General features: G+C 76.2%; 23 protein-coding genes. 6 read left to right on the top strand and 17 right to left on the bottom strand.

Going from position 1 to position 23,678, the window contains the following annotated elements; translation table 11 throughout:
• Nucleotides 1–5 precede the first annotated feature (5 nt).
• The gene (locus tag QRT03_RS21800; protein WP_286055156.1) at nt 6–1,577 is read right to left on the bottom strand and encodes a hypothetical protein; all 1,572 of its coding nucleotides are present in this window, start codon (nt 1,575–1,577) and stop codon (nt 6–8) included.
• A gap of 60 nt (nt 1,578–1,637) precedes the next feature.
• On the opposite strand from QRT03_RS21800, the gene QRT03_RS21795 reads away from it, so the two are divergent.
• Nucleotides 1,638–2,342 (top strand): (2Fe-2S)-binding protein, encoded by a 705-nt coding sequence (locus tag QRT03_RS21795; protein WP_286055155.1) that lies wholly within the window; start codon nt 1,638–1,640, stop codon nt 2,340–2,342.
• Here the strand turns inward: QRT03_RS21795 and QRT03_RS21790 are convergent.
• On the bottom strand, nt 2,334–3,047 hold the full coding sequence (locus QRT03_RS21790) for a M50 family metallopeptidase (protein ID WP_286055154.1): 714 nt from the start codon (nt 3,045–3,047) through the stop codon (nt 2,334–2,336). The genes QRT03_RS21795 and QRT03_RS21790 overlap by 9 nt on opposite strands.
• Nucleotides 3,048–3,093: 46 nt before the next feature.
• Between QRT03_RS21790 and QRT03_RS21785 the strand changes: the two genes are divergently transcribed.
• From QRT03_RS21785 to QRT03_RS21775, 3 genes are read left to right on the top strand one after another with little or no spacing between them, the layout of a single operon-like run.
• Nucleotides 3,094–4,521: an MFS transporter gene (locus tag QRT03_RS21785; protein WP_425604886.1), complete on the top strand. Its 1,428-nt coding sequence runs from the start codon at nt 3,094–3,096 to the stop codon at nt 4,519–4,521.
• Nucleotides 4,518–4,922 carry an ACT domain-containing protein gene (locus QRT03_RS21780; protein WP_286055152.1) on the top strand — a complete coding sequence of 135 codons (405 nt, stop codon included), beginning with the start codon at nt 4,518–4,520 and terminating at the stop codon, nt 4,920–4,922. The genes QRT03_RS21785 and QRT03_RS21780 overlap by 4 nt, the downstream gene beginning before the upstream one ends.
• Nucleotides 4,919–6,376 carry a glucose-6-phosphate dehydrogenase gene (locus QRT03_RS21775; protein WP_286055151.1) on the top strand — a complete coding sequence of 486 codons (1,458 nt, stop codon included), beginning with the start codon at nt 4,919–4,921 and terminating at the stop codon, nt 6,374–6,376. The genes QRT03_RS21780 and QRT03_RS21775 overlap by 4 nt, the downstream gene beginning before the upstream one ends.
• Here the strand turns inward: QRT03_RS21775 and QRT03_RS21770 are convergent.
• The 3 genes from QRT03_RS21770 to QRT03_RS21760 form a co-directional block, all read right to left on the bottom strand.
• Nucleotides 6,362–6,685, bottom strand: coding sequence for a hypothetical protein (locus QRT03_RS21770; protein WP_286055150.1), 324 nt, complete (start codon nt 6,683–6,685; stop codon nt 6,362–6,364). The genes QRT03_RS21775 and QRT03_RS21770 overlap by 15 nt on opposite strands.
• A 432-nt stretch (nt 6,686–7,117) precedes the next feature.
• Entirely contained in the window at nt 7,118–8,125 is a 1,008-nt protein-coding gene (locus tag QRT03_RS21765) for an aminotransferase class V-fold PLP-dependent enzyme (RefSeq protein WP_286055149.1), read from the bottom strand.
• A gap of 83 nt (nt 8,126–8,208) precedes the next feature.
• A complete protein-coding gene (locus tag QRT03_RS21760) occupies nt 8,209–8,790 on the bottom strand; it encodes a helix-turn-helix transcriptional regulator (RefSeq protein ID WP_286055148.1) in 582 nt (193 codons plus the stop codon).
• Between the two features lie 245 nt (nt 8,791–9,035).
• Between QRT03_RS21760 and QRT03_RS21755 the strand changes: the two genes are divergently transcribed.
• Nucleotides 9,036–11,789 carry a helix-turn-helix transcriptional regulator gene (locus tag QRT03_RS21755; RefSeq protein ID WP_286055147.1) on the top strand — a complete coding sequence of 918 codons (2,754 nt, stop codon included), beginning with the start codon at nt 9,036–9,038 and terminating at the stop codon, nt 11,787–11,789.
• Nucleotides 11,790–11,795: 6 nt separating this feature from the next.
• On the opposite strand, the gene QRT03_RS21750 is transcribed toward QRT03_RS21755, so the two are convergent.
• The 3 genes from QRT03_RS21750 to QRT03_RS21740 are packed head-to-tail and all read right to left on the bottom strand — an operon-like array spanning nt 11,796 to nt 14,446.
• A complete protein-coding gene (locus QRT03_RS21750) occupies nt 11,796–12,485 on the bottom strand; it encodes a hypothetical protein (RefSeq protein ID WP_286055146.1) in 690 nt (229 codons plus the stop codon).
• Between the two features lie 46 nt (nt 12,486–12,531).
• Nucleotides 12,532–13,932, bottom strand: coding sequence for an MFS transporter (locus QRT03_RS21745; RefSeq protein WP_286055145.1), 1,401 nt, complete (start codon nt 13,930–13,932; stop codon nt 12,532–12,534).
• Between the two features lie 43 nt (nt 13,933–13,975).
• Complete coding sequence (locus tag QRT03_RS21740) at nt 13,976–14,446, bottom strand: MarR family winged helix-turn-helix transcriptional regulator (protein WP_286055144.1); 471 nt, start codon at nt 14,444–14,446, stop codon at nt 13,976–13,978.
• Between the two features lie 64 nt (nt 14,447–14,510).
• Between QRT03_RS21740 and QRT03_RS21735 the strand changes: the two genes are divergently transcribed.
• Complete coding sequence (locus QRT03_RS21735; protein WP_286055143.1) at nt 14,511–15,803, top strand: FAD-dependent oxidoreductase; 1,293 nt, start codon at nt 14,511–14,513, stop codon at nt 15,801–15,803.
• Nucleotides 15,804–15,875: 72 nt separating this feature from the next.
• Here QRT03_RS21735 and QRT03_RS21730 read toward each other — a convergent pair whose 3' ends face one another.
• The 9 genes from QRT03_RS21730 to QRT03_RS21690 are packed head-to-tail and all read right to left on the bottom strand — an operon-like array spanning nt 15,876 to nt 23,676.
• Complete coding sequence (locus QRT03_RS21730) at nt 15,876–17,078, bottom strand: acyl-CoA dehydrogenase family protein (protein ID WP_286055142.1); 1,203 nt, start codon at nt 17,076–17,078, stop codon at nt 15,876–15,878.
• Nucleotides 17,075–18,046, bottom strand: coding sequence for a hypothetical protein (locus QRT03_RS21725; protein WP_286055141.1), 972 nt, complete (start codon nt 18,044–18,046; stop codon nt 17,075–17,077). Before QRT03_RS21725 ends, QRT03_RS21730 begins: the two co-directional genes overlap by 4 nt.
• Nucleotides 18,043–19,227: a glycosyltransferase gene (locus tag QRT03_RS21720; protein ID WP_286055140.1), complete on the bottom strand. Its 1,185-nt coding sequence runs from the start codon at nt 19,225–19,227 to the stop codon at nt 18,043–18,045. The genes QRT03_RS21725 and QRT03_RS21720 overlap by 4 nt, the downstream gene beginning before the upstream one ends.
• Nucleotides 19,227–20,291: a class I SAM-dependent methyltransferase gene (locus QRT03_RS21715; RefSeq protein WP_286055139.1), complete on the bottom strand. Its 1,065-nt coding sequence runs from the start codon at nt 20,289–20,291 to the stop codon at nt 19,227–19,229. The genes QRT03_RS21720 and QRT03_RS21715 overlap by 1 nt, the downstream gene beginning before the upstream one ends.
• Nucleotides 20,288–20,608 (bottom strand): antibiotic biosynthesis monooxygenase family protein, encoded by a 321-nt coding sequence (locus QRT03_RS21710; protein ID WP_286055138.1) that lies wholly within the window; start codon nt 20,606–20,608, stop codon nt 20,288–20,290. Before QRT03_RS21710 ends, QRT03_RS21715 begins: the two co-directional genes overlap by 4 nt.
• On the bottom strand, nt 20,605–20,928 hold the full coding sequence (locus tag QRT03_RS21705; protein WP_286055137.1) for a TcmI family type II polyketide cyclase: 324 nt from the start codon (nt 20,926–20,928) through the stop codon (nt 20,605–20,607). Before QRT03_RS21705 ends, QRT03_RS21710 begins: the two co-directional genes overlap by 4 nt.
• A complete protein-coding gene (locus QRT03_RS21700; RefSeq protein ID WP_286055136.1) occupies nt 20,913–22,151 on the bottom strand; it encodes a cytochrome P450 in 1,239 nt (412 codons plus the stop codon). Before QRT03_RS21700 ends, QRT03_RS21705 begins: the two co-directional genes overlap by 16 nt.
• Nucleotides 22,148–23,218 carry a methyltransferase gene (locus QRT03_RS21695; RefSeq protein ID WP_286055135.1) on the bottom strand — a complete coding sequence of 357 codons (1,071 nt, stop codon included), beginning with the start codon at nt 23,216–23,218 and terminating at the stop codon, nt 22,148–22,150. The genes QRT03_RS21700 and QRT03_RS21695 overlap by 4 nt, the downstream gene beginning before the upstream one ends.
• A complete protein-coding gene (locus QRT03_RS21690; RefSeq protein ID WP_286055134.1) occupies nt 23,215–23,676 on the bottom strand; it encodes an SRPBCC family protein in 462 nt (153 codons plus the stop codon). The genes QRT03_RS21695 and QRT03_RS21690 overlap by 4 nt, the downstream gene beginning before the upstream one ends.
• Between the last annotated feature and the right edge of the window lie 2 nt (nt 23,677–23,678).

Below are 23,678 nucleotides of genomic sequence, written 5' to 3'. Positions count from 1 at the left end.
GTGGGTCAGGACCCGCGGCGCTGATCCTCGCCGTCCTCCGCCGACGACCCGAATCCGTCGGCGGCGCTGCCGGTGACCGGCTCGAACCAGCCGGCGACCGGGGCGCGCGACCGCTCGACCCGGGGCGTGGCGGCCCGGCTCGGCGTGCCGCCGACGGCCTCGTCGGCCACGTCGGGGGCCGCAGCACCCGTCGTGGGGCTGAACAGGTCCGACCCGCGGGCGGACGACGGCTCCGGGGACTCGGGCCGGTCCTCGGCGGGCGTGGGCCGCGGGGCGCGCATCATCGGGGCGAGCCCGGGGTGGCTGGCGGGTGCCGGGTGGTCCGCGCCCGGACCGCTCTCGGTCGCGGCCGCCGGGGCGGGGTCGGCGACCGGCTCGTCGTCCCGGCCCTTCGGGGTCGGGGCCGACGGAGGCCCGGCGGCCGGGCCGGCGGCGGCGCCCGGCGAGGCGGCTGCGTCCTCGGAGGTGGTGGGCGTGCCCCCGACGGCGGCGTCGTCGACCTCGACCGCGTCGTCGAGGTCCTCCTCGACGTCGACCGCCGGCATCGGGGAGGACGACGGCCGGCTCGACGTCCCGTCCGTCGGAACCGGCAGCGGGGTCACCTCGGTGTCGGTCTCAGAGCGGTCGTCGCTGGCCGACACCGGGGTCCCGCCGACCGCCGCCTCGTCGACGTCGGCCGGCCCGGGGTCGGCCTCGTCCGCGACGTCGGCGTCGGCGTCGGCCCCGGAGTCGGAGTCGGTATCGGCGTCGGGCTCCACGGGCGTCCCGCCGATGGCTGCCTCGTCGACCCCCGCCGGGCCCGGGTCGGCGTCGGCGGTGTCCGTGTCCGCGCCGGCTCCGGTCGGCGTGCCCCCGACGGCGGCCTCGTCGACGGTGCCGGCTGTCCTGGCCCCGGAGGTGCCCACGACCGGCACGGCCTCGGTCGGCAGGTCCTCGGTGCCGGTGGCGGCAACGGCATCCTCGGCAGGCGGCGTCGCGACGGGCCCGGAGCTGGGCGCGGCGGCGAACGGCCCGGAGCCGTGCGGTGCCGACAGCAGCCCGGCGCCCCCGACGGCCGCCGCCCCACCCGCAGCCGCGGCGGCACGCGGCCCGGACAGCCGCACCCCCTCCTGGGCGACCACCTGCTGGCCGTGCTCGTCGAGCAGGGCGTGCCGGCCGGTCGGCGCGTCGTCGGCGAAGGGCTCGCCCGACGGCGTCGGCGACGAGACCGGCCCGACCGCCGCCGGCACGGCCGTCGTCGGGGGCTCGGCGGCCTGCTGTGCGGGAAGGCGCCGGAACAGCGCCGTCAGGAGGAGGACCCACGAGACCACCGTGAGGGCGGCGACCAGCAGGGAGATCACGGAGGAGACGGTGAGCGCGGTCTGCGGGCTCCCGCCGCCGGAGACGATCGTCGACGGGACGACGTTGATCGACGCGGCCGCGAGGATCGCGAGGAGCTGGAGAAGCAGGCCCCAGATCGCGGGCGTGGACACCTCGGGCTGCACGCGGCGGCGCTGCACGGCGATGACGAGGCCGACGACGACGGCCACGCCCGCCGGCAGGAACGCGAAGGCGAAGCGCAGACCGGACTCCAGCATGCGTCGAACCTAACGAACGGGTCCGACACCCACCCGCACGCGGTCGGGGACGATGGGCCCATGGCTGCGACCACCACCGCCGGGGCCGCCCTCGCCGACGTCGACACCCTGGGCGGCTTCTTCGTCCTGTCGACCGACCCGACCGAGGGTGCCGACCCGTCGTGGCGGCCGCTGCCCGAGTTCACCGGCGATGTCCTGGACGCCCGGATCGACCAGATCGCCGGGCAGCTGAACGCGTCCCGACGGGTCGCGGGCTCGCTGCTCGGCCTGTCGGTGTCGGCGCGCATCACCGGCCTGGTCCTCGGCGCCGCGGCCCTCCACGGCCTCGTGCCGCGCCTGCACGACCGGGTGCACTGGCGCCCCTGGTCGGGCGGCCCGGCGCCCCTGTGGCTGGAGACCCCCGAGGCGGTCGACCACGACGACCTCGCCGCCACCGCCACCGCCGAGATCGACCGCACCCTCCGCCCGGTGCTCGCCGCGATCCGTGCCCAGGCCGCCGTGTCCGACCAGGTGCTCTGGGGCAACGTCGCCTCGTCCGTCGGGGGTGCGCTGCGGATGATCCTCACCGACCGGCCGCGAGAGGCGACCCGCGCCACGGCCACCGCCCGCGCCGTCGTCGCGAACCCGCCGTTGCTGGGGCTGGGGGAGTTCCGGGCCGAGCCCGCCCACCCCACCGGGATCGGGTTCGGGCGCCGGACGTGCTGCCTCTTCTACCAGGTGCCCGGCGGCGGGACCTGCGGTGACTGCGTGCTGGCGTCAGGGTAGGGGCGGCCAGGCGAGCAGCAGGTTCGCGGCGAGGATCAGCGCGATGAGCCCGATCAGCGCGTAGATCGCGATGACCGCCCCGGCCGGCACGCCGGTCAGGTGCTCGACCTGGTCGGGGTCGGAGGTCGGGGCCCCGCGGCGCTGCAGGCGCGAGCGCTTGCGCGACATCTCCAGCACCGTCTTCAGCCCGCCCACGATGAGGAACCACGTCACGAAGCACGCGAAGGCGTACTGCGTGGTCACCGACCCGTAGGCGATCACGAGGCCGACCACGGCCCCCGTGAGCACCACCGAGACGACCCCGAAGACGTTGCGGATCAGCACCAGGGTGCCGAGCAGCACCATGATCGCCAGCCCGAGCATCGTCGGGACCGCCCCGCCCGCGACCAGCGCGGCCGCCCCGAGCCCCAGCAACGGCGGCGTCGCGTAGCCGGCGAAGGCGGTCGCCGCCATCCCGGCGCCGGTGGGCCGGCCGCGCGACAGCGTCACCCCGGACGTGTCCGAGTGCAGCCGGATCCGGGTCATCTGCCGACCGGTGGCGATCGCGACGAGCGCGTGGCCACCCTCGTGCGCGATCGTCACGACCGACCGGGCCACCCGCCACGTGGTGTCGAACGCGATCACGAGCAGCGCGACCAGGCCGGCGCAGACGACCAGCGCGACCTGGGTCTGCTCGGAGGTGAGGTCACCGAGTGGTTCGAGCACAGTGCCGGTGACCGTAGCGTGGTGACCCGTGACGACCGAGTTGCGCATGGGCTCTGCAGCCGGGCGCTGGGTGCTGGTGACGACGGTGCTGGGGTCCGGGCTGGCGATGCTCGACTCGACGGTGGTCAACGTCGCGCTCGAGCGCATCGGGTCGGACTTCGGCGCCGAGTTCGCGGGCCTGCAGTGGACGATCAACGCCTACACGTTGACCCTCGCCGGGTTCATCCTGCTCGGCGGCTCGCTGGGGGACCGGTTCGGCCGTCGGCGGATCTTCCTGGTCGGCGTCGTCTGGTTCGCCCTCGCCTCGGCACTGTGCGGGTTCGCGCCGTCGATCGAGGTCCTGATCGCGGCCCGGGCGCTGCAGGGGGTCGGTGGGGCCCTCCTGACGCCGGGCTCGCTCGCCCTGATCTCGGCGTCCTTCCACGGCGAGGACCGCGCGGCCGCGATCGGGGCCTGGTCGGGCCTGGCCGGGGTGGCCGGGGCGGTCGGGCCGTTCGTCGGTGGCTGGCTCGTCGAGTGGAACTGGCGGGCGGTCTTCCTGATCAACCTGCCGCTCGCCGCGGTCGTCCTGCTCGCCGCGCTGCGGCACGTCCCGGAGTCGCGCGACCCCTCCGCGGCGCGCCACCTCGACGTGCCCGGCACGGTGCTCGCGCTGGTCGGACTCGGGGCCGTCACCTGGGCGCTGACCGAGGCCGGGGAGGCCGGGGCGTCGGTCGCGGTCGTGACGACGGGGGTGGCCGGCGTGGTCGCGCTCGTCGCGTTCGTGCTGGTGGAACGCCGGTCGCGCTCGCCGCTGGTGCCGCCCGACCTGTTCGCCAACCCCCGCTTCTCGGCGCTGAACGGCGTGACCCTGCTGATGTACGCGGCGCTCGGGGTGCTGTTCGTCCTGCTCGTGCTGCAGCTGCAGGTCGTCGCGGGCTTCTCCCCGCTGACGGCCGGGCTCTCCACCCTGCCGATCACGCTCGTCATGCTGCTGCTCTCGGCCCGGGCCGGGCGGCTGGCGACGAGGATCGGGCCCCGCATCCCGATGACGGCGGGTCTGGTCGTCGCCGCGGGCGGGATGCTGCTGCTCCTGCGCGTCGGGCCCGGGGCGTCGTACTGGACCGACGTGCTGCCCGCCGTCGTGCTCTTCGCGCTCGGCCTGTCCGCGACCGTCGCCCCGCTGACCGCGACCGTCCTCGACGCCGCCGACGACCGCCACGCCGGCATCGCCTCCGGCGTCAACAACGCGGTCGCCCGCGCCGCGAACCTGCTCGCGGTCGCCGTCATCCCGGCCGCCGCGGGCATCGCCGGCGCGGACTACACGAACCCGGTGGCGTTCTCCGCCGGCTACCACCGGGCGGTCGTGATCGCCGCCTGCCTGCTGCTCGCGGCCGCCGTCGTGACCGTGCTGCTCCTGCGCCCGTCCCCGCGGTTCCAGGTGCACGAGTGCTCGCACTGCGGGGTCTCGGAGCCGGCCCCGGACCCGTCGTGACGGAGCTCCCGGCGCTGCTCGCCGACATGTCGCCCCGCCTGCGGGAGGGGCGGTACGTCTTCTCCGTCCTTCCCGACGGCGGGCCGGTGCCGGCCGACGCGGTCGTCACCGTCACCGAGGACGAGGGCCGCACCGCGGTCGTGCCCTGGCCCGGCCCGGAGGGCGCGGAGTACGACTGCGCCTGGATCACGCTCGAGGTGCACTCGTCGCTGTCCGCGGTCGGATTCCTCGCCGTGGTCTGCTCGGCCCTCGCCGAGGCGGGGATGAGCGTCAACCCGGTCAGCGGGTTCCACCACGACCACCTGTTCGTCCCGTGGGAGGACCGCGAGGCCGCGATGGGGGTGCTGCGGGGCCTGGTCACGTGTCAGCGGGCGGGAACCGGGGGAAGCTCTGGACCGTGACCGACCCCGGAGACACCCCTCCCACCGTGTTCGTCCTCTTCGGCGCGAGCGGTGACCTCGCGGCGCGGCTCGTGCTGCCCGCGTTCTTCCGCCTCGCCCAGGAGGAGCTCCTGCCCCCGCAGTGGCAGCTCATCGGCAGCGGGCGACGGAAGCTCTCCGACGACGACTTCCGCGCGCACGTGCACGAGAAGCTCACCGAGTTCGGGCCGAAGCCCGACGACGGGCCCTGGGAGGAGTTCGCCTCCCGGCTGCACTTCGCCAGCGACGGCTTCTCGGTGGACGACCCGGGCCGGCTCGTGGAGAAGGTGGAGCAGGCCGAGCAGGAGCTGGGTGACGGCGACCCGTCGTCGGTCCAGCGCGTGCACTACCTCGGCGTGCCACCGACCGCCTTCGGCCCGACGACGGAGGCGCTGGGCGCCCACGGCCTGGCCGAGCGCTCGCGGGTGGTCTACGAGAAGCCGTTCGGGACGTCGCTGGAGAGCTTCCGCAAGCTCGACGAGGCCGTGCACCAGGTCTACGACGAGTCGTTCGTCTACCGGATCGACCACTTCCTGGGGAAGGAGGCGACGCAGCAGCTGCGGGCGCTGCGCTTCGCCAACGGCCTGTTCGGCTCGAGCTGGGACCGCCACCACGTGGCCTCGGTGCAGATCGACGTCCCGGAGACCCTCGACGTCGCCGACCGCGCCGAGTTCTACGACGAGACCGGCGCCGTGCTCGACATGCTCGTGACCCACCTGTTCCAGGTGGCCGCGGAGATCGCGATGGAGCCGCCGGCGACCCTGTCGTCCGACGACATCGCCCAGGCCCGCGCGGACGCGGTCAAGGCGTTCCGGCCGCTGGCGACCTCCGACGTGATCCGCGGGCAGTTCGACGGTTACCGGGACATCGACGCCGTCGCCGAGGACTCCGACACCGAGACCTTCGTGGCCGCCCGGATGTACGTCGACACCGATCGCTGGCGCGACGTCCCGTTCCTCATGCGCACCGGCAAGAAGATGGCCGAGAGCCACCAGAAGGTCTCGCTGATCATGCGGGACCCGGAGGGTGGGCCGTACTGCGCGCCGGGCGACACCGGGAACCCCGAGTGCGCGGACATCCCGCAGCGGGGCAACGTCATCCGGTTCGACCTCTCCGGCGACGGCGAGCTGGGCATCTCGATGAACATCGAGCTGCCGGGCAGCCAGTCCGAGCTGACCACGCAGTGGACGACGATCCCGCTGCACGACGTGCACGGCGGTGACCCGCTGCCGCCCTACGTGCGGCTGATCCACGACATCCTGCTCGGCGACCGGACGCTGTTCACCCGGCCCGACGGTCTCGAGGACGTCTGGGAGGCCGCCGGGGCCGCCCTCGACGGCTCGGCCGAGCTGCACTCGTACGAGCCGGGCTCGTGGGGGCCGCGCGAGGCCCTGCAGCTGGCCGAGCCCGTGGGGTGGACGCTAGGCGACCAGTGAGTCGGCGGCGGGCCGGACCACCTGGGACCAGTTGGTCACCGGGAGGTCCGGGCCCGCGGCCGGCCACAGCACGGAGGCCTCGGGGTGGTCGTCGTCGAGGATGCGGTGGGCGAGGGCGGTCGCCTCGTCGTGGAGCTCGCCGGGGGCCGCCGTCGGGTCGACGGCCAGGGTGGTGAGTCCGTTCGTGACGACGTTGACCGCGGCGTCGGACAGCTCGGGGTAGCGCCCGACGCGGCGGCGGAGCAGGACCGTCGAGCGGGCCCGCAGGAGCAGGGTCATCAGGGCGTTGCGGTGGGTTCGGGCGCGCACGGCACCTCCAGGTCGTTCTCGGGGAGCGCTCCCGATGGTGCCTGTCCCTGCTCCCCCGTCAGCGTGACGCACGTCCCCTGACCGGCGGTGATCGCAGTTCCTGCTGGGCAGCTCGGGGGTTGCCCGGAGGAGTCGTGACGACCCGCACGGTCGCTCGCCGTCGTCGTTGCGTCGCGCACACGGCTGAGGCGGGTCGTTCACTCCCGCGTGACCGTTGCGCGACGCACACGGCTGGAGCGAATCGTGTCGCTCGCCGCGGGCGTTGCGGGACGCAACGCCGGTGCGGCGCGGTGTCGGGTCGTCCGGCCGTGTGCGGGACGCAACGCCGGTGCGGCGCGGTGTCGGGTCGTCCGGCCGTGTGCGGGACGCAACGCCGGTGCGGACCAGTGTCGGTGTGTCCGGTCGTGTGCGTGGCGCAACGGCGGAGCCGGGTCAGCCCAGGGCGTCGAGCACCAGGTCGACGTCGGCGTCGGTGTTGTACAGGTGGAACCCGACCCGGGTGGCGCCGGCGCGGGGAGCCGAGCGCACCCCGGCGGCCGCGAGGCGATCGGGCGCGGCCGGGTCGGGGATCGATACGATCGCCGACGGCGAGGGCGGGAGCCCGAGTTCCTTGCGCAGGCGCTCGGCGAGCCCGACGCCGTGGGCGTGCACCGCCGACCGGTCCAGGCCCGTCAGCCACGGGAGCGCCACGGCGGCGCCGACGAACGAGACCCAGCCGGGGGAGACGTCGAGCCGGCGGGCGCCGCTCGCGAGACGCAGCGGCAGCCCGTAGACCGAGCTCCAACGGTCCTCGCCGGCGTACCAGCCGGCGGCGCTCGGGGTGACACGATCGAGCATCCGCGGCGAGTAGGCGCCCCACGCGCACCCGCGCGGCGAGAGCAGCCACTTGTAGCCACCGGCGACCACCACGTCCGCCCACGACAGGTCCGCCGGCAGCCACCCCAGCGACTGCGTGGCGTCCAGGACGACGACGGCGTCGGTCGCCCGCAGTGCGTCGAGGTCCACCAGTGTCCCGTCGGCGGACTGCGCGACGCTGACGGCGACGACGTCGTGGTCGCCCGCGCGGTGCGGGATCTCCGCCACCGGCACCTCGGTGACGTCGTGCCCCTGCGCGGCGAAGGGGAAGCTGACGCTGGTGAACTCCCCGGCCGCCGTCAGGACCCGGGTGCCGCGCTCGAACGACGCGGCGACGGGGGCGAGGAGGCCGGACACGACGGAGTGGATCGCGACGTCCCCCGTCGGGAAGCCGGTCAGCGCGGCGAACGCCTCGCGGGTCCGGTCGACCGGCTCGTCCATCGCGGGCGCGGAGAGCCCGCCCGACGCCCAGTCGTCGACCCAGGCGCGGACGGCGCCGACGACGTGCCGCGGCGGGATGCCGACCGAGGGCGTGTTGAGGTAGCCGGGCGCGACGTCGAACTCGGCGCCGAAGGCGGAGATCACCCGACCGACGCTAGCGACGGCTCCGGGGCGCCGTCTCCTGGCACCCGGCCCGAGGTGGCAGGGCGGGCTCGGACCAGCACGCCTCAGATCAGCCCGGCCCGGACCGCCCGGGCCACGCTGTGCACACGGTTGCGGGCGCCGAGCCGGGCCGAGACGGCCTTCAGGACGTTCTTGATGGTGCGCTCCGAGTAGTGCAGGGCCTCGCTGACCTCCCCGGTGCTGGCCCCGCCGGCGAGCATCCGCAGCACCTCCACCTCGCGGTCGGACAACCGCGGGGACCACGACCGGTCCGGCTCGGGAACCGCCGGCGCGGGACCGGCCAGGGCGCCGACCACCAGCTCCCACGTCACCGACTCCCGGTCCAGCACGTGGCTCGCCCCGAGCGCGTGGAGTCGTTCGACCTCGGCCTCGTCGAGCCGGTCGCTGACCAGCACGAGGCGCGGGGGGTCCGCGCGGGCGTCGACCGCGGCGCGGATGGCCGCGTCGACCGCGGCGTCGACGGTGCGCGCGAGGACCAGGACGACGTCGGCGTGGGTGTCGTCGAGGACGACCTCGCGCCGGGTGGCGAGGTAGGCGTGGGCGGCGTCGTGCTCCCAGGGGTCCAGCGGCAGGAGCGCGACACGGGGGACGGGCGGGCAGGGTGTGCGGGTTGCCGTCGTGGTCATCGTGGGCTTCCTCGGTCGGTGGTGGCTGTACCCCCACGCTCCGTCGGCGGGAGCACCGACCGCAGCCCACCGGTGCACCGGAACGGTGTGACGGACGTCCTCGGGGTCGGCCCACCTGGTACCCGGGAATCGGACGTTCCGGACATCGGTCGGCGAACGGATGAAGGGTCGGAGAACTCCGCCGGGACGGCACTCGAACCGTCACTCCTCGGGGTACACCTCTTTCCGAGGCGGGGGAGGAACGGGTGAGCGCAGCGGTGGTCGGGCCGTCACGGCCGCGTGTGATCGGCCGGACGGCCGAGCTGGCCGCGCTGGAGGCGTTCGTCGCGGATCCCGCGGAACACCCGCGCGGTCTCGTCCTGGCGGGTGAGCCCGGCGTCGGGAAGTCGACGCTGTGGGAGGCGGGCCGGGCAGCGGCGGCCGGCGCCGGGGTGCCCGTGCTGGCCACCTCCTGCGCCGAGGCGGAGTCGGCGATGTCCTACGTGACGCTCGACGATCTGGTCGGCGACCTGCTGGACGCGGGCGACGCGGACCTCCCGGAGCCGCAGCGCGCGGCGGTGGAGACCGCCCTCCTGCGGCGCAGCACGACCACGACCGCCGACCCCCGCACGGTCGCGGTCGGGGTGCTCTCGCTGCTCCGGAGCCGCCTCGAGGGCGGTCCGCTCGTCGTGGCCGTCGACGACGAGCAGTGGCTCGACCCGGAGACGCGACGGTGCCTCGCCTTCGTCGCCCGGCGGCTCGCCGACCGGCCCCTGCGCGTCCTGCTCGCCACGCGCACCGCCTCGCCGTGGTGGACCCCGGCGCCCGACCGGCCCGAGCCGGAGGCGCTCGTCGGTCCCGGGGCCGAGGTGACGACGTTCGAGCTCGACGGGCTCACCGCCCCGTGCGTCGAGCTCCTGCTGGCCGATCGCGTCGCCCCGGTCTCCCGCGCCCGCGCCCGCGAGATCGCGGCCGAGACCGGCGGCAACCCGTTCTGGGCCATGGAGCGTGGCCGCGGGGGCGCGACCGGTGAGCGGCTCGGGGCCCTCGTCGCCGAGCGGCTCGAGGCGGCCGGACCGGTCGTCGCCGAGGTGGCCGCGCTCGTGGCGGCCCTCGGACGGGTCCGGCCGGCCGCCCTCCTCGCCGCGACCCGCGGGGGCGAGGAGCTGCTCGACGCCGCGGTCACCGTGGGGCTCGTCCTCGCCCGAGACGGGAGCCTGGTCCCGTCCCACCCGCTCGTCGGGGCCGCGATGCTCGAGGCCCTGCCGCCGTTCCGCCGCCGCGCGCTGCACCGCCGGGCGGCGGCGCTCGCGGGCTCGGTGGAGGAGCGTGCCGAGCAGCTCCTGCGCGCCGCCGACCTCGCCGACGACCCCGAGGACACCGCGGATCTGATCGAGACCCTCGACGCGGCCGCGGTGGCCGCCCAGCGGCGCGGCGCGGCGATCGGGGCGGTGCGCTTCGCCGACGAGGCCGTGCGACGCGACGGCGGCGACGCGGACGCAGCGCCGGCCCGCCGGATCCGGGCGGCCGAGCTGCACTTCCGGGACGGGGGCTTCGCGCGCTGCCAGGACCTGCTCGGGACGTTGGACCTCGCCACGCTCGACGCCGACACGTTCGACGTCGTCGTGCCGTTGCTCGCCGACGCGACCTACCGGGCCCGGGGCGAGTCGGCGGCCCGCGAGCTCGTCGCGGGGCTCGCGGACCTCCCGGGAGCCGACGACGACCGCCTCGCGCGGCGCCGTGTCGCGGTGACGACGACGCTGCGCAGCGAGCCGGTGTACGGGAACGCGGACCGTGCGACGACCGCGGCCGCCGCGGTCGACGCGGTGTCGGAGAGCCTCCCGGCGGTGGTCCGGCGGGCGCTGGGGTATCTCGCGTTCGCCCGCCTCGACGCCGGCGAGCCGATCGACGACGAGCTCTGGGCGCGCCACGCCGCGCTCGCGGCGGCGGAGGGCGCCGACGGGGACGTGGACGGCATCCAGCTCGTGCGGGGACGGGCGCTCGAGGTCGACGACCGGCTCGACGAGGCCCGGGCTCACCTCGCTGCTCGCGCCGGTCTGGCGCGGGACGCGGGTGACGACATCGGCGTCCTCCGGGCCGGGCTGTCCCTGGCCTACGGCCACTACATCGCCGGCCGTCCGGACCTCGCCGCGAGCGAGATCGAGGCCCTGCCCGACGCCGGGGCGGTCGAGCCCCCCGAGCTGATGGGGGTGCGCGGGATGCTCCGGCTCGCCGCCGCCGATCACACCGGGGTCGCGGCCGTGATCGAGGAGGGCGAGGCCGCCCGTCCGGTGCTCCCGCGCCGGCGCCTGCTCGTCGAGTACCTCGCGGGGCTGCTGGCCTGGCAGGACGGGGACCCGGCGGACGCCGCCGCCAAGCTCTGGCACGTGCTCTCGACGGCCGTGGGTCGCGGGCTGCGCGAGCCGGGACGGCGGCTGCTCGTCGACGCCGACCTCGGCGACGCCCTGCTCGCGGTGGGGGAGTGCGCCCGCGTCGGGCAGCTCGTGGACCACCTCGACGGGATCGCCCGGGGCCGACCGACCCCGACCGGGCTCGCGGAGCGCCTCCGCGCGGGCCTGGCCACGGCCCGGGACGACCCGGACGCCGCCGTGGTCCACGCCCGGGCGGCGGTGCACCACCACCGCCGCGGGCCACGCCCCCCGGAGCTCGGGCGGAGCCTGCTCGTGCTCGGTCGCGTGGAGCTCGCCCGGGGCGCGGAGGGGGCCGACGAGCACCTCCGGGAGGCCCGCTCGGTGTTCGACTCGTCCGGGTTCGTGTGGTGGTGCCGGCGTGCCGACGAGGCGCTCGCCGAAGCGACCCCCCGGGACCCCCTGAGCGTCGCGGAGCGGGCGGTCGCGGACCTCGTCGCCTCGGGTGCCTCCAACCGCGAGGCCTCGGTCGCCCTGCACCTGAGCATCCGCACGGTCGAGTACCACCTGCGCTCGGTGTACCGGAAGCTCGGCGTCCGTTCCCGGACGGAGCTGGCCGCGTTGCCGCACGACCGCCCGGTGCCGCACTGAGGGCGCTCAGGCCATCGCCGCACCGCGCTCCTCCGCCGCGCCGGCGCCCACCGGCTCGGCGGGCTCGGCGGGCTCGGCCTCCTCACCGGCGGCCTGTCCGCTGCGCGGCTTCTCGACCACGGGGGTGGCGACGCCGGTCCCGGTCGGGACCGGTCGGGCGGCGGCCGCGCGCGTGCGGCGCCCCGCCCCGCGCGAGACGGAGGTGCGGCGGAACCACGGCGTCTTCCCCCACGGCTTCGCGACGGAGGCCCAGGTCATCAGCAGGAACGCGGCGAGGCTCGGGAGCGGGCCGAGGGCCAGGTGCGTGGCCACGGGGCTGACCGGGCTCCCGGCCGTGGTCGCCTCGATGCTCTCGATGCTCCAGACCCCGATGTAGAGCGTCGAGTAGACGATGATCCCCACGGTGAGGACGAGCTTCACGAGGACCCACCAGTACTTCGCCAGGCCCCACGGGGTGAGCAGGGAGAGCAGCACGCCCGTGCCGAGGGCGGAGAACGCGCCCGGGATGATCAGGTACTCCTCCATCGACCACGTCATCTGGTAGCAGACCCGGGCGACCACGGGATCGTCGGTGAGCCAGGCCGTCATGGACAGGACGACGTTCGCCGCGCCCGCCCCCATCCAGCCGAGCGACACCACCACGTGCAGGAAGACGAGGAACTGCCGGGTGCGCTTGCCGAGCACGCTGCGAGCCATGCCCCCAGAGTGCCTGGGTATCAGGTTCCGTAAACCCATTCGAGTATCACGAACCTGATGCTCTGTCCGATCGGGCACCGTCCCGGTCCCGGCTCCGGGTCGTGAGCGCGAGGACCGCCGCGACGCCGGTCAGGGCCGCGCCGGCGAGGAAGGCCGCAGTGGCCCCACGCAGCACGCCGTCCGGGCCCGGTCCGCCCGCGGCGGTCGCGACGGCCGCGAGGGCGGCGAGCCCGACGGCCGCCCCGACCTGCCGGGCGGTGGAGAGCAGGCCGGACACCAGTCCCTCCTCGCCCTCCGGCGTCCCGGCCGTGGCGAGCGTGGCGATCGGGGTGACCGAGAGCCCCATTCCGAGCGTGACCAGGACGCCCGGCAGGGCGATCCCGCTGGCCCAGGTGTCGTCGGGCCGGAGCCCGGCGAGCCCGAGCAGGCCCGCCGTCATCACCACCGCGCCGCCGAACAGGACCGGCGACGCGCCGAGCCGGGGGACCAGCCGGGCCGCGAGCTGGGCGCCCAGCATGATCCCCGCCGCCTGCGGCAGGAACGCGAGCCCCGCGTGGAGCGGGTCGAGCCCGAGGCCCTGCTGGAGGACCAGCGCGACGTGGAACCACATCGCGAACACGGCCGCCCCCACCAGGGCCATCGCCGCGAGCGCCGGCGCGACGCCGGGACGGCGCAGCGCGTGTCCGGGGACCAGCGGCTCGGGCGCACGACGCTCCACCGCGACCAGGGCGGCGCCCAGGACGACCGCCGCGCCGCCGGCCACGGCGGGCAGGACGGGGCCCTCATCGGCCTGGGACCCGATGACGGCGAGCACGAGTGCGACGAGCGCTCCCGTCGCGAGCAGGGCACCGGGCAGGTCCAGCCGGGGGCGTCGGGTCGCCGGACGGACGGCCACCCCGGCGAGCGCGCCGACGATCGCCGCGGCGCAGACGGGTGCGTTGATCCAGAACACCCAGGGCCAGCCGACGAGCTGCACCAGGACGCCACCGACGGCGCCGCCGGTCGCCCCGCCGAGAGCGCCGACGGCGGACCAGGTGCCGAGCGCGCGCGTGCGCTCCGGGCCCTCCGAGAACGCCGCGGTGAGGACGGTGAGGGTCGCGGGGGAGAGGACGGCGCCGGCGAGGCCCTGGGCGGCCCGCGCGGCGATCAGGGCGGCGGGGTCGCCCGACGCCCCGGCCGCCACGCTGGCCAGCCCGAACGCGGCGAGCCCGACGAGCAGCATCCGGCGGTGTCCGAGGAGGTCGGCGAGGCGCCCGCCGAGCAGCAGGAAGCCCGCGAACGCGACGGTGTAGGCGTCGAGCACCCACGGCAGCGAGGCGGACGTGAACCCGAGGTCGGCCTGGACGCGCGGCAGGGCCACGTTCACCACGGCCACGTCCAGCACCACGAGGAACTGGGCGAGGCAGGCGACGGCGAGGACCAGGCGCGGCCGGCCCGGGGCGCTCACCGCCGGCTCCCCGGGACGAGCAGGGCGAGCGGGAGGCGCGGGGTCAGTCCTCCGCGAGCGCGAGCTTCTGCAGCAGGCGGTTGAGGGTCTCCCGCTCCTCCGGGTCGAGGCCGAGCGCCTCGGAGGTGTTCGCCGCCTCGACCGCGGGGGTCGCGGCCAGGAGCAGGTCGCGTCCGGCGTCGGTGATGTGCACCGGGATCGGGTGCCCGCGACCCGAGCGGGTCCCGCGCACCACCAGGCCCGAGTCCACCAGCGCGGGCAGCACCTCGCCCATGCTCTGCGGCGTCATCAGGCACCGCCGCGCGAGCGCCGCCTGCGCGATGCCCGGGCTGTTCTCCAGCTGCACGAGCACCCCGAACTGGGTCGGGGTCAGGCCGGTCGGGGCCAGGGCGTGGGCGAGGCGCGGTGCGAAGACCAGCGAGGCCCGGATGAGCATCCACGCGGTCAGGTCGGTGATGCGGTCGTCGGTCCACACCGGCGCCACGGGCGCGGACTGCTGCGCTGCGTCGGACACGGGCCCACGATAGTCTGGTCCCGGGCAGTAAGGTTCCTGATGCCATACGAGGAGTGTGACGGTGATGGCCGCCGAGAGCCACGTGATCATCGCCGGGGCGGGGATCGGTGGTCTGTGCCTCGCGCACGGTCTGCGCCGCCACGGCATCCGGGTCACGGTCTACGAGCGCGACCCCGACCCGGACGCGCGGTGGACCGGGTACCGCCTGCACCTGACCCCGGAGGCGAACCGCGCACTGCACGCGTGCCTGCCGCGGGAGAACTACCTCGGGCTCCTGGCCAGCGCCTCCCGCCCGATCGACGCCTTCCGCATCCTGGACGAGTCGCTCACGGAGCTGCTGGTCTCGGGGGAGGTCGCCGAGTCGGCCACCCTGGTCGACGAGGACACGCTGATCGGACGCCGGCCGCTGCGGGCGATCCTGGCGCGCGGCCTCGAGGACGTGGTGCGCTGGGGCCGGCCGGTCGAGCGGTACCGGAGCCTGCCCGGCGGGCGGGTGGCGGTGGACCTGGCCGACGGCTCGGTCGACGAGGGCACCCTGCTGGTCGGGGCCGACGGCCGCTCCTCCCGGGTGCGTCGGCAGCTGCTGCCGCACGCCGAGCCGGAGCAGTGGGACACCCTGTGCGTCGCCGGCACGACGCCGCTCGACGTGGCCCGGGAGCTCGACCTGCCGCCGTCGTTCGTCGACGGGGTCGGCTTCGCGATCGGCCCCGAGGGCCACAACATGTTCTTCTCCGGGCACGACCCGTCCGGTCCGAGCCGCCCCGACCTGCCCCCGGGCGGCCTGCCCGCCGAGCCGGACGGGTCGTACGTGCTGTGGTCCGTGGGCGCGCCCCTCGACCGCTGGCCGACCGACCCGCGCGAGGCCGCCGACCCGGAGGAGCTGCGGACGCTCGCGCTCGGGGCGCTCGACGGCTGGCGGGCCGGTGCCCGCGACCTGGTGGCGGCGGCGCGGGCGGACACGCTGTCCCCGCTGTCGTTCTGGGTGGCTCCCGACGTGCCGCACTGGCAGACCCTGCCCGGGGTGACGCTGCTCGGTGACGCCGTGCACTGCATGCCCCCGACCGGCGGGATCGGGGCCAGCACGGCGCTGCAGGACGCGGCCGCGCTGGTCGACGTCCTGGCCCTCACCGAGGAGGGGCTGGCCCGCCCGGTGCCGGCGCTCGCCGCCTACGAGTCCGCGATGCTCGCCCGCGGGCGCGCGGCCATCGAGGCGTCGGTGTCGAACCTGCAGTGGGCCCAGCGGCTCGACGGCCCGGTGTCGTTCCGGCTCGGCAAGATCGGCCTGCGGTCCGCGTCCGGCGTGGACCGCCTGCTGCGCTCACTGCGCGAGAAGGTCGGCCTGGGCGACGACGCCTGAGGCCGACCGGACACGCAGCGGGGCCCGGGCGGACGCGCGCCCGGGCCCCGCCTCCCCGCACGGACCACGTGCTCAGATCATGTACTGCATGCTGTGGTCGCCGAGGTACACCACGCGCGCCATCCGCCGCTCGGCCACCAGCCCGAACGCGAGGTGGGCGCCCGCGGCGTGCACGTCGCGCCAGGTGCGCTGCAGCGGGTGGTCGTCGTGCAGCCCCGCCGCGCCGACCAGGGCGAACGCCCCGTCGACGACGCGCTCGGCGACCCGCTGGGAGTGCTGCACCGCGCCCGCGTAGAGCGCGCGGGTCTCCGGGGCCGCGGCGCCGCTCGCGCGGACCTCGTCCCACACGCGGGCGGTGGCGTCGGCGAGCAGCAACCGGGCGGCCCGCCGGTCGGCGTCCAGCCGCCAGAGCTCGACCTGGGTGTCGGTGTCGGCGAGGTCCGGTCCGCCGGGGGTCCCGGCCAGGTCGAACACCTCGTCGACGGCGCGCCGGGCCAGACCCGCGGAGAAGCCGCCCATCATCGTCATGAGGAAGGCGAAGTAGGAGAGCCGGTAGAGGGGCCCGTCGTGCTCGCCCGCCTCGAAGAAGGGGCTGAAGGTCATGCTGTGCGGCACCTCGACGCCGTCGATCTCGACGTCGTCGCTGCCGGAACCGCGCAGACCGAGCACGTGCCACGTGTCCAGGACCCGCACCCGGTCGGCGGGCAGCACCGCGAACCGGACGACGTCCTCGCCCCACTGCGGGGAGTCGACGCCCTCCGTCTTCTTCGCGAAGGCCGCGATGAACCAGTCGGCGTGCCGGCAGCCGGAGTTGATGGCCCACCGACCGGACAGGCGGTAGCCCGGCTCGTCGCCGCCGGTCTCCTCGGCCGACAGCAGCGTGCCGTCACCCATCGGGGCCAGGGCGCACGCGATCAGCGGGTCCGGGGTCGTCCCGACCACCCGCTGCCCCAGCTCCTGCGAGCCCCATCCCAGGAAGCCGGACCCCTGGCCGATCATGAGCGCCCACCCGACGGACGGGTCCGCCCAGGACACCTCCTCCACGACGGCCATGACGGTCGCGGGATCGGCCTCGGCCCCGCCGAGGGCCTTCGGGAGGGTCAGCGAGAACAGCCCGGCGTCGCGGAGCTGCTCGACCACCTCGCGGGTCGGAGTCCGGGCCTCCTCGGTGGCGACGGCGCCCGCGGCGAGCTCACCCGCGATCGAGCGGGCCCAGCGGACGGGGCACGTGTCGTCGCCGTCGAGACGCGGCGGACGCTGGTGGACGGCGGTCATCGGGGTCCTCCCTGTCCGGCGAGCAGCCGGTCGACGTCGGGATCGAGGGCCGTGCGCGTGGCGCGGCGGCGGGCGGAGCGGTCGAGGAGCGGGTGGGCGGCCAGCGCGGCCAGCAGCGCGTACGACTCCTGCATCGGGCTGGCGTCGTAGAGGGCACTCGCCCCGGACAACGTCATCAACCCGGTCGTGGCGCGGCGGGCGGCGTCGACCGCCGCGCACGCCGCGGCGGCGAGCTGCGCGCCCTCGGCCGCACCGACCCGCCCGGGGTGCCCGAGCGCCGCGCCCGCGCGCGCCCCGAGCAGGGCGGCGGCCCCGTCGAGCAGGGCGTCGGCGTCGCCGAGGGACCGCACGACCAGCGGGTCGTCGATCGTCTTCACCGCGGCCCACCCGCGGGCGCTCGTGGCCGCCTTGCGCAGGAACGCGTCCCGGAAGCGGGCCGCGAGCCCCAGGGCGTGGGCCCCCAGCGCGAGGACCGCGGCCAGGCCGGGGTCGAGGGCCGCGGGACCGGCCGCGGTCGCCCGCGGCCCGGGTCGCGGCGCGGGCACGGCGTCCGGTGCCACCTCCACCTCGGCGACGACGACGCCCCAGAGCGCCATGCCCCGCGGCAGCACGGCCGGACGTACCGCCACCTCGGCCGCGGTGTGCAGCGACCACTCCGGGGTGCCGTCCGCGCCGGGTCGGGTGAGGACGACGGGGTCACCTGGGCCGGGCGGCCCGTCGAGGGCGTAGCGGGTGGGGACGCCGGGCACGGGCGGGGACAGCGCGAATCCCACCGTGGGGGTGCGGTCCACGTCGACGACCGCCGCCACCGACTCGGCGGTGAGCGCGACCACCGCGGCGAAGCCGGCGCGCGGGTCCCGGCGTGCGGCCGCGGCCAGCGACCGTAGGGACGGCTCGGTGACGAGATCGAGCCGGTCGCCCGGCTCGAGGGCCGCGACGGGCGCGGGGGAGATCGAGGGCGCGGTCATGCCGCCTCCTGGATGACGGGTCGGGTGGTGAACTCGGCGAGCAGCGGCCCGACCACCTCGGCCGGCCCCGGCAGGGCGGCCATCTCGGCGGCCACCTCCCGGGCGGTCGCGGCGATCGCGGGGTCGTCGAGGACGGCGGCGAGAGCGGCGTCGAGGGCGGCGGGCTCCGGCGCGGCCACGGGGTCGGCCGGGGCGGCCGAGGCCCCGGCGCCGCGCCGGACGAGGGCGGCGGCGTTGAAGGCGTGGTCGGCGTGCCCGGACACCACGACCTGCGGCACGCCGTGCGCCAGGGCGGCCAGGGCGGACCCGGCACCCCCGTGGTGGACCAGGGCGTCCACGCCGCCGAGCACGGTGTCGAGCGGGAGCCAGCCCTGGGCGACGATCCGCGCACCGTGCGTCGGGTCGGGGCAGGAGTCGGGGAGGTCCCCGGCCAGGAGGACCTCGGCGTCGCGGTCGGCGAGAGCGCTCAGGACGGCGGGCAGCGCCGTCGCGTGGTCGTCCGTCGTCCCCACCGTGACCAGCACCCGGGGCCGGGCCCGCGGGCGATCCAGGACGGAGGACAGGAGGCGGTCGTCGAGCACCCGGCCGCCGCTGTAGGGCCGGAGCCCGAGCGACCGTCCGATCGGGCCGCCGGGATGCATGCTCGGCGGGCAGACGTCGAGCGCGGCGGCGGTCGGGGCGAGGTCGGGGACCCCGTGGCGGGCGCACGCGCCCGCGAGGTGCGGTGCGAGCAGGTCCCGGGTGCGGCCGACCCCGGTCAACTGGAAGCCGTGCTCGATCGCCGGCACGCCGAGGACGGCGGCCACCAGGGGGCCGGCCGCCTGGAGCGGGGTGTGCACGACGACGTCGGGCCGGACCGCCCGGCCCAGCGCGACCGCGGAGTCCGCGACCCGGTGCGCCTGGGCGGCGAACATCGCCATCGCGATCCCGAAGCGCTCCCGGTCGTCGGTGGCGCCCGGCATCCGGCGCAGGAACGACGCGCGGATGGCGGCGAGGTCGTCGCGACCCCCGGGGGCGAGGTCGACGGCGGGCAGGCCGGCCTGCGCGGCCGCGCCGACCGCGGGCCCGCTGGCCCCCACCACGACGGACGCCCCGGCTCCCCGGGCCGCCCACAGCGTCGGGACCATCGGGAACAGGTGGCCGACCCCGGACGACGTCAGGGCGAGGACCCGCGGCCCCATCAGTCGGCCCTCCGCGCGGTCAGCACGTGGAACGGCAGCCCCGGCACCTGCTGCGTGGCCTCGATCTCCAGCCCGGCCGCGGCGCACATCCGCCGGTGGGCGGCCTCGGTGTGCACCTCGCCCGCGGCCGTCCAGACCAGCATGAGGATGGAGAACAGGTAGGGCTCCGGGTCCCGCGCGGGCACGTCGGAGGCCACGAAACCGACCACCCCGATCCGCCCGCCGGGAGCGAGGTCGGCGGCCGCGCGACGCAGGAGCTCGGTGGCCCGCTCCTCGGAGAAGTGGTGCAGGACGTTCGTGACCAGCACCAGGTCCTGCGGCTCGTCCACCGGCGTGGTGAACATGTCGCCGGGGACGGCGGTGAAGCGGTCGGCGAGACCCTGCTCGGCGGCGTGCCGGGCGGTGATCGCACAGACGTTCTCCCAGTCCACGCCGGTGACGTGGGCCCCGGCCCAGCGCCCGGCCAGCGTGAACCCGTAGATGCCGTGCCCGCAGGCGAGGTCCAGGATGCGCAGGTCGTCGCGACCGTCCGCCCAGGTCCCCAGCAGGTCGCCGAGCAGGTGCGCCGTCGGGACCGTCACCGGCCCGACCGACCGCGCGAAGGTCTCCCAGTAGGAGTAACCGGGGGTCTCGGCGTCGACGTCGCGCACCGAGCCGCCGGCGAGGACGGCCGCGTCGAGGTCCCGCAGCGCGTCCCACTCCTCGCTGCTGGCGACCACGTCGACCATGCCGCCGTAGTAGGTCGGCGAGGTGCGCACGAGCAGCTCGCGGGCCCCGTCGTCGAGGTCGTAGCGGCCGTCGTCCGTGGTCGTGACCAGCTCGAGCGCGGCCAGCGCGTCGAGCAGCAGCCGCGCGCCGCGCTCGGCCGCGCCGAGCCGGCCCGCGACCGTGGCCGCGTCGGCCGGGCCGTCGGCGAGCGCGTCGAACACCCCGGTGCGCACGCCGGCACGCAGCAGTGCGGTCTCCTTGTAGACGCGCATCATGCGGTAGAGGCGACGCTGGGTGACCGCGGGCGCGGCCGGGTGCGCCGGTGCGGTCCCGACGGGGTTCTCGACGGCGGTCATGACGTGGCCTCCTGCAGGGCGGGCGGGACGGAGAGGACCTCGTGCATCCGGCCCATGGCGACGGTGCGGCCGTGGGCCTTGAGGTCGGCGGCGAGCGCGGCGTGATCCGGGCTCGCGGAGAAGGCGGCGAACGCCTCGTCGGACGCCCACTCGCTGACGATGAACCAGCGGGCCGGCTCCGCGGCGTGGCGGTTGAGGCTCTGGGCGAGGTTGCCCTGGGCGTGGGCGGCGCGGTCGGCCATGCGCCGCCACACCGCGAGGAAGGTCTCCGGCGCGGTCTCGCCGGTGTCGATCTCGAGGAACACGCGCAGTGTCATGCGGTCCGCCTCCAGTCGTAGAACGGCGTCGCCTGGGCCTGGGCCATGGACGGCGTCGTCGTGTCGTAGGGGGTGAGCAGCCCGGCGAGCTGGGTGTCGACGCTGCGGAAGCGGTCGTCGGCGACCGCGGCGAACAGGCGCTCGCGGAAGTCGTCCTCGGCCTCGATGAGGTGGAAGTAGAGGTCGTGGAAGCCGAACAGAGTCCGGCGGGTGGCGCCGATCTGCGCGGGCAGGTCGGTGCGGTCGTGCTCGGCGAAGATGCCGGCGATGCGCTCGGCGTCGTCGGGGTTCCAGCGGCGGACCATCAGGGCGCGGTACACGGCGCGGCTCCTCTCTCTGGGTGGGCCGGGCCGAGACGGACCGGCAGGGTGGCGAGGCCGCGGACCAGGGAGTCGCGGTTCCAGCGGTGGTCCGCGGTGGCGAGCGCGGCCGCGGGACGGTCGTCGAGGACCGTCGCGATCCCGGTCGCGAGCTCGAGGCGGGCCAGGGCGGCGCCGAGGCAGTGGTGCGCCCCGGAGCCGAAGGCGACATGACCCGCCCCTCCCACGCCCGCGAAGCGGGCGAGGTCGACGCGGTCGGGGTCGTCGAAGGACCCCGGGTCGCGGTTGGCGGCGTTCAGGGCCGGGATGACGGTCTCCCCGGCGCGGACCGTGACCCCGGAGAGCTCGACGTCGGCGAGCGCGACCCGGGGGAAGCCCCCGACGGCGCCGAGGGAGACCACCCGCAGCAGCTCCTCGACCGCCGTCGTGACCGCCTCCGGGCGCCCGCGCAGCGACGACGCGACGTCCGGGTCGGAGAGCACGAGCAGCAACGAGCTCGCGAGGTGGTTGCTCGTCGTCTCGTGGCCGGCGACCAGCACCGCGATCGCCAGCATGACCGTCTCGCGCGGGTCGGCGCCCGACCCGGCGAGGTGGCTCAGCAGGTCGTCCTGCGGCTCGCGGGCCTTGCGGCCGAGGAGTTCGCCGACGAACCCCGCGAGTTCGCCGCGGGCCCGGCCCACCTCGGCCGACGAGGCCGCGGTGGACAGGAACGCGTCCGCCCACCCGGTGAACCGGTCGTGGTCGGCGGCGGGCACGCCGAGCAGGTCGCCGATGACGTGGACCGAGAGCGGCCGGGCGTAGCGCGCGACCAGGTCGACGGGCCGGTCGGCCGGGAGGTCCGCGAGGAGCTCGCGTGCCGTGGCGGCCACGGCCGGTCGCAGTGCCGCGATCCGCCGGGCGGAGAACGCCCCGGCCACCAGGCGGCGCACCCGGGTGTGGTCGGGCGGGTCCAGCGCGAGCAGCGAGCCCGCGGGCGGGGCGAGCCCGGCGGCCGGGACGTCGGGGGAGTCGGTCGCCGCGGCCCGGGAGAACCGCGGGTCGCCGTGCACGGTGCGCACGTCGGCCATCGAGGTCACCAGCCACGCCCACCGGCCCGGGGCCACCGTCACCGGGACCGGCCCGCCCGTGGCGCGCGCGAGGGCGTAGCCCGGGTCGGGGTCGACGCCGTCGCGGGCGGGGAACGGGTAGCCGGGGCAGGCCGTCACCGGCGCCGCGGGGGTCACACCGGCTCCGCGTGCAGCACCGTCCACCGACCGGTGTCCGGGGTGTTCACGAGCGCGAACCCGGCCGCGGCGAACGTCTCGCGCCACTGCCCGAGCGTGCGCTCCCGGCCGCCGAACAGGACCAGCATGTCGACGTCGAGGACCTTGCCGTGGTCGAACCCGTCGCCCTCGCCGACCACCTGCTCGACGACGAAGAGCGGGGTCCCGGCCTCGCCGATCGCCTCGCGGACGCGGCGCAGGATCGTCGCCACCTCGGCGTCCGGCCAGTTGTGCAGGACGGCCTTGAGGACGTACGCGTCCGCCTGCGGCAGTGCGTCGGCGAACAGGTCGCCGGGACGGCGCTCGACCCGGTCGGCGACGTCGGCGAGGACACCGTCGGCGTCGGCCAGGACGGCCGGGTGGTCGACCAGGATGCCGCGCGTGCCCGGCGCGCGGGTCAGGGCGGCCGCGAGGAAGTGGCCGTGGCCACCGCCCAGGTCGGCCAGCACCCCGAACCGACCGGGGTCGATCGCGTCGAGGTGGCGGGCGGTCTCCCACTGTCCGAGCTCGGTCATCATCGAGTCGAAGAAGGCCTCGTCGTCGGGGTGGGCGCGCAGGTGGCCCCAGAAGTCGGTGCCGAGCACCGCGCGGGTGGCGGGCTCGCCGGTGCGCAGGGTGTGGGCGAGCGCGCCGTAGGGCCCGGCGACGAACGGCTTCGTGCCGTAGTCGATCAGGGGCCGCAGGCTGTACGGGACCCCGGAGCGCATCGGGGTGGCGAGTGCGGTCGCCGCGAACTCGCCCGGCGCCACCTCGGAGAACACCCCGAACGACGCCGCCATGCGCAGCACGCGGTGCAGGGCGTCCGGGTCCGCGCCCGCGCGGGCGGCGATCTCGCCGACGGGCAGCGGGCCCCCGGCGAGGATCGTCGGGACCTCGAGCTCGGCGAGCGCGGAGATCACGTGGGCCAGGCGCAGCCCGCAGGTGAGGATCGCGAGCCGGTCGCGGTGGGCGCCGGCGTCCCCGGGCCCCGCGGCGGGCGTGAGCGTGGCGGGGCTCGGCGTCTCGGGGCGCTGCTCGACGGCGGTCATGCCGACACCGCCCCGACGCGCGCCTCGACGACGCCCTTGATGTGGGCCATCTGCTCCCGCGAGGTGCGGTTCAGCCGCTCGGTCATGTGGGCGTCGTCGAAGCGGAAGCCCGGCTTCATGGTGAAGTCCTGCCGCCAGCGCATCTCGACGCCGCCGTCGACCTCCCGGTAGTCCCAGCGCAGGTTCATGTACTCGAACGGCCCGGTCTCGACCCGGCGGGCGGTCGCGACCAGGTTCTCCCGGTCGGGGAAGCGCTCGGACACCCACGACCACACCGACCCGTCCGGGTCGGGCTTCGTCGTGAGCCGGAACAGCAGGCGGCGCTCGTCGGCCTCGAGGACCTGGGCGTCGGAGTACTCGCTGAACAGGTTGGGCCAGTCGGCGACGTCGTTGGTCATCGTCCAGACGGTGTCGAGGTCGGCGGCGATGACCACGGCGTTGTCGGTGTGGGCGGTCATGG

The organism is Actinomycetospora termitidis, from assembly GCF_030286555.1.
Classification (GTDB): Bacteria; Actinomycetota; Actinomycetes; order Mycobacteriales; family Pseudonocardiaceae; genus Actinomycetospora; species Actinomycetospora termitidis.
This window is presented reverse-complemented; position numbering and strand designations above follow the sequence as displayed.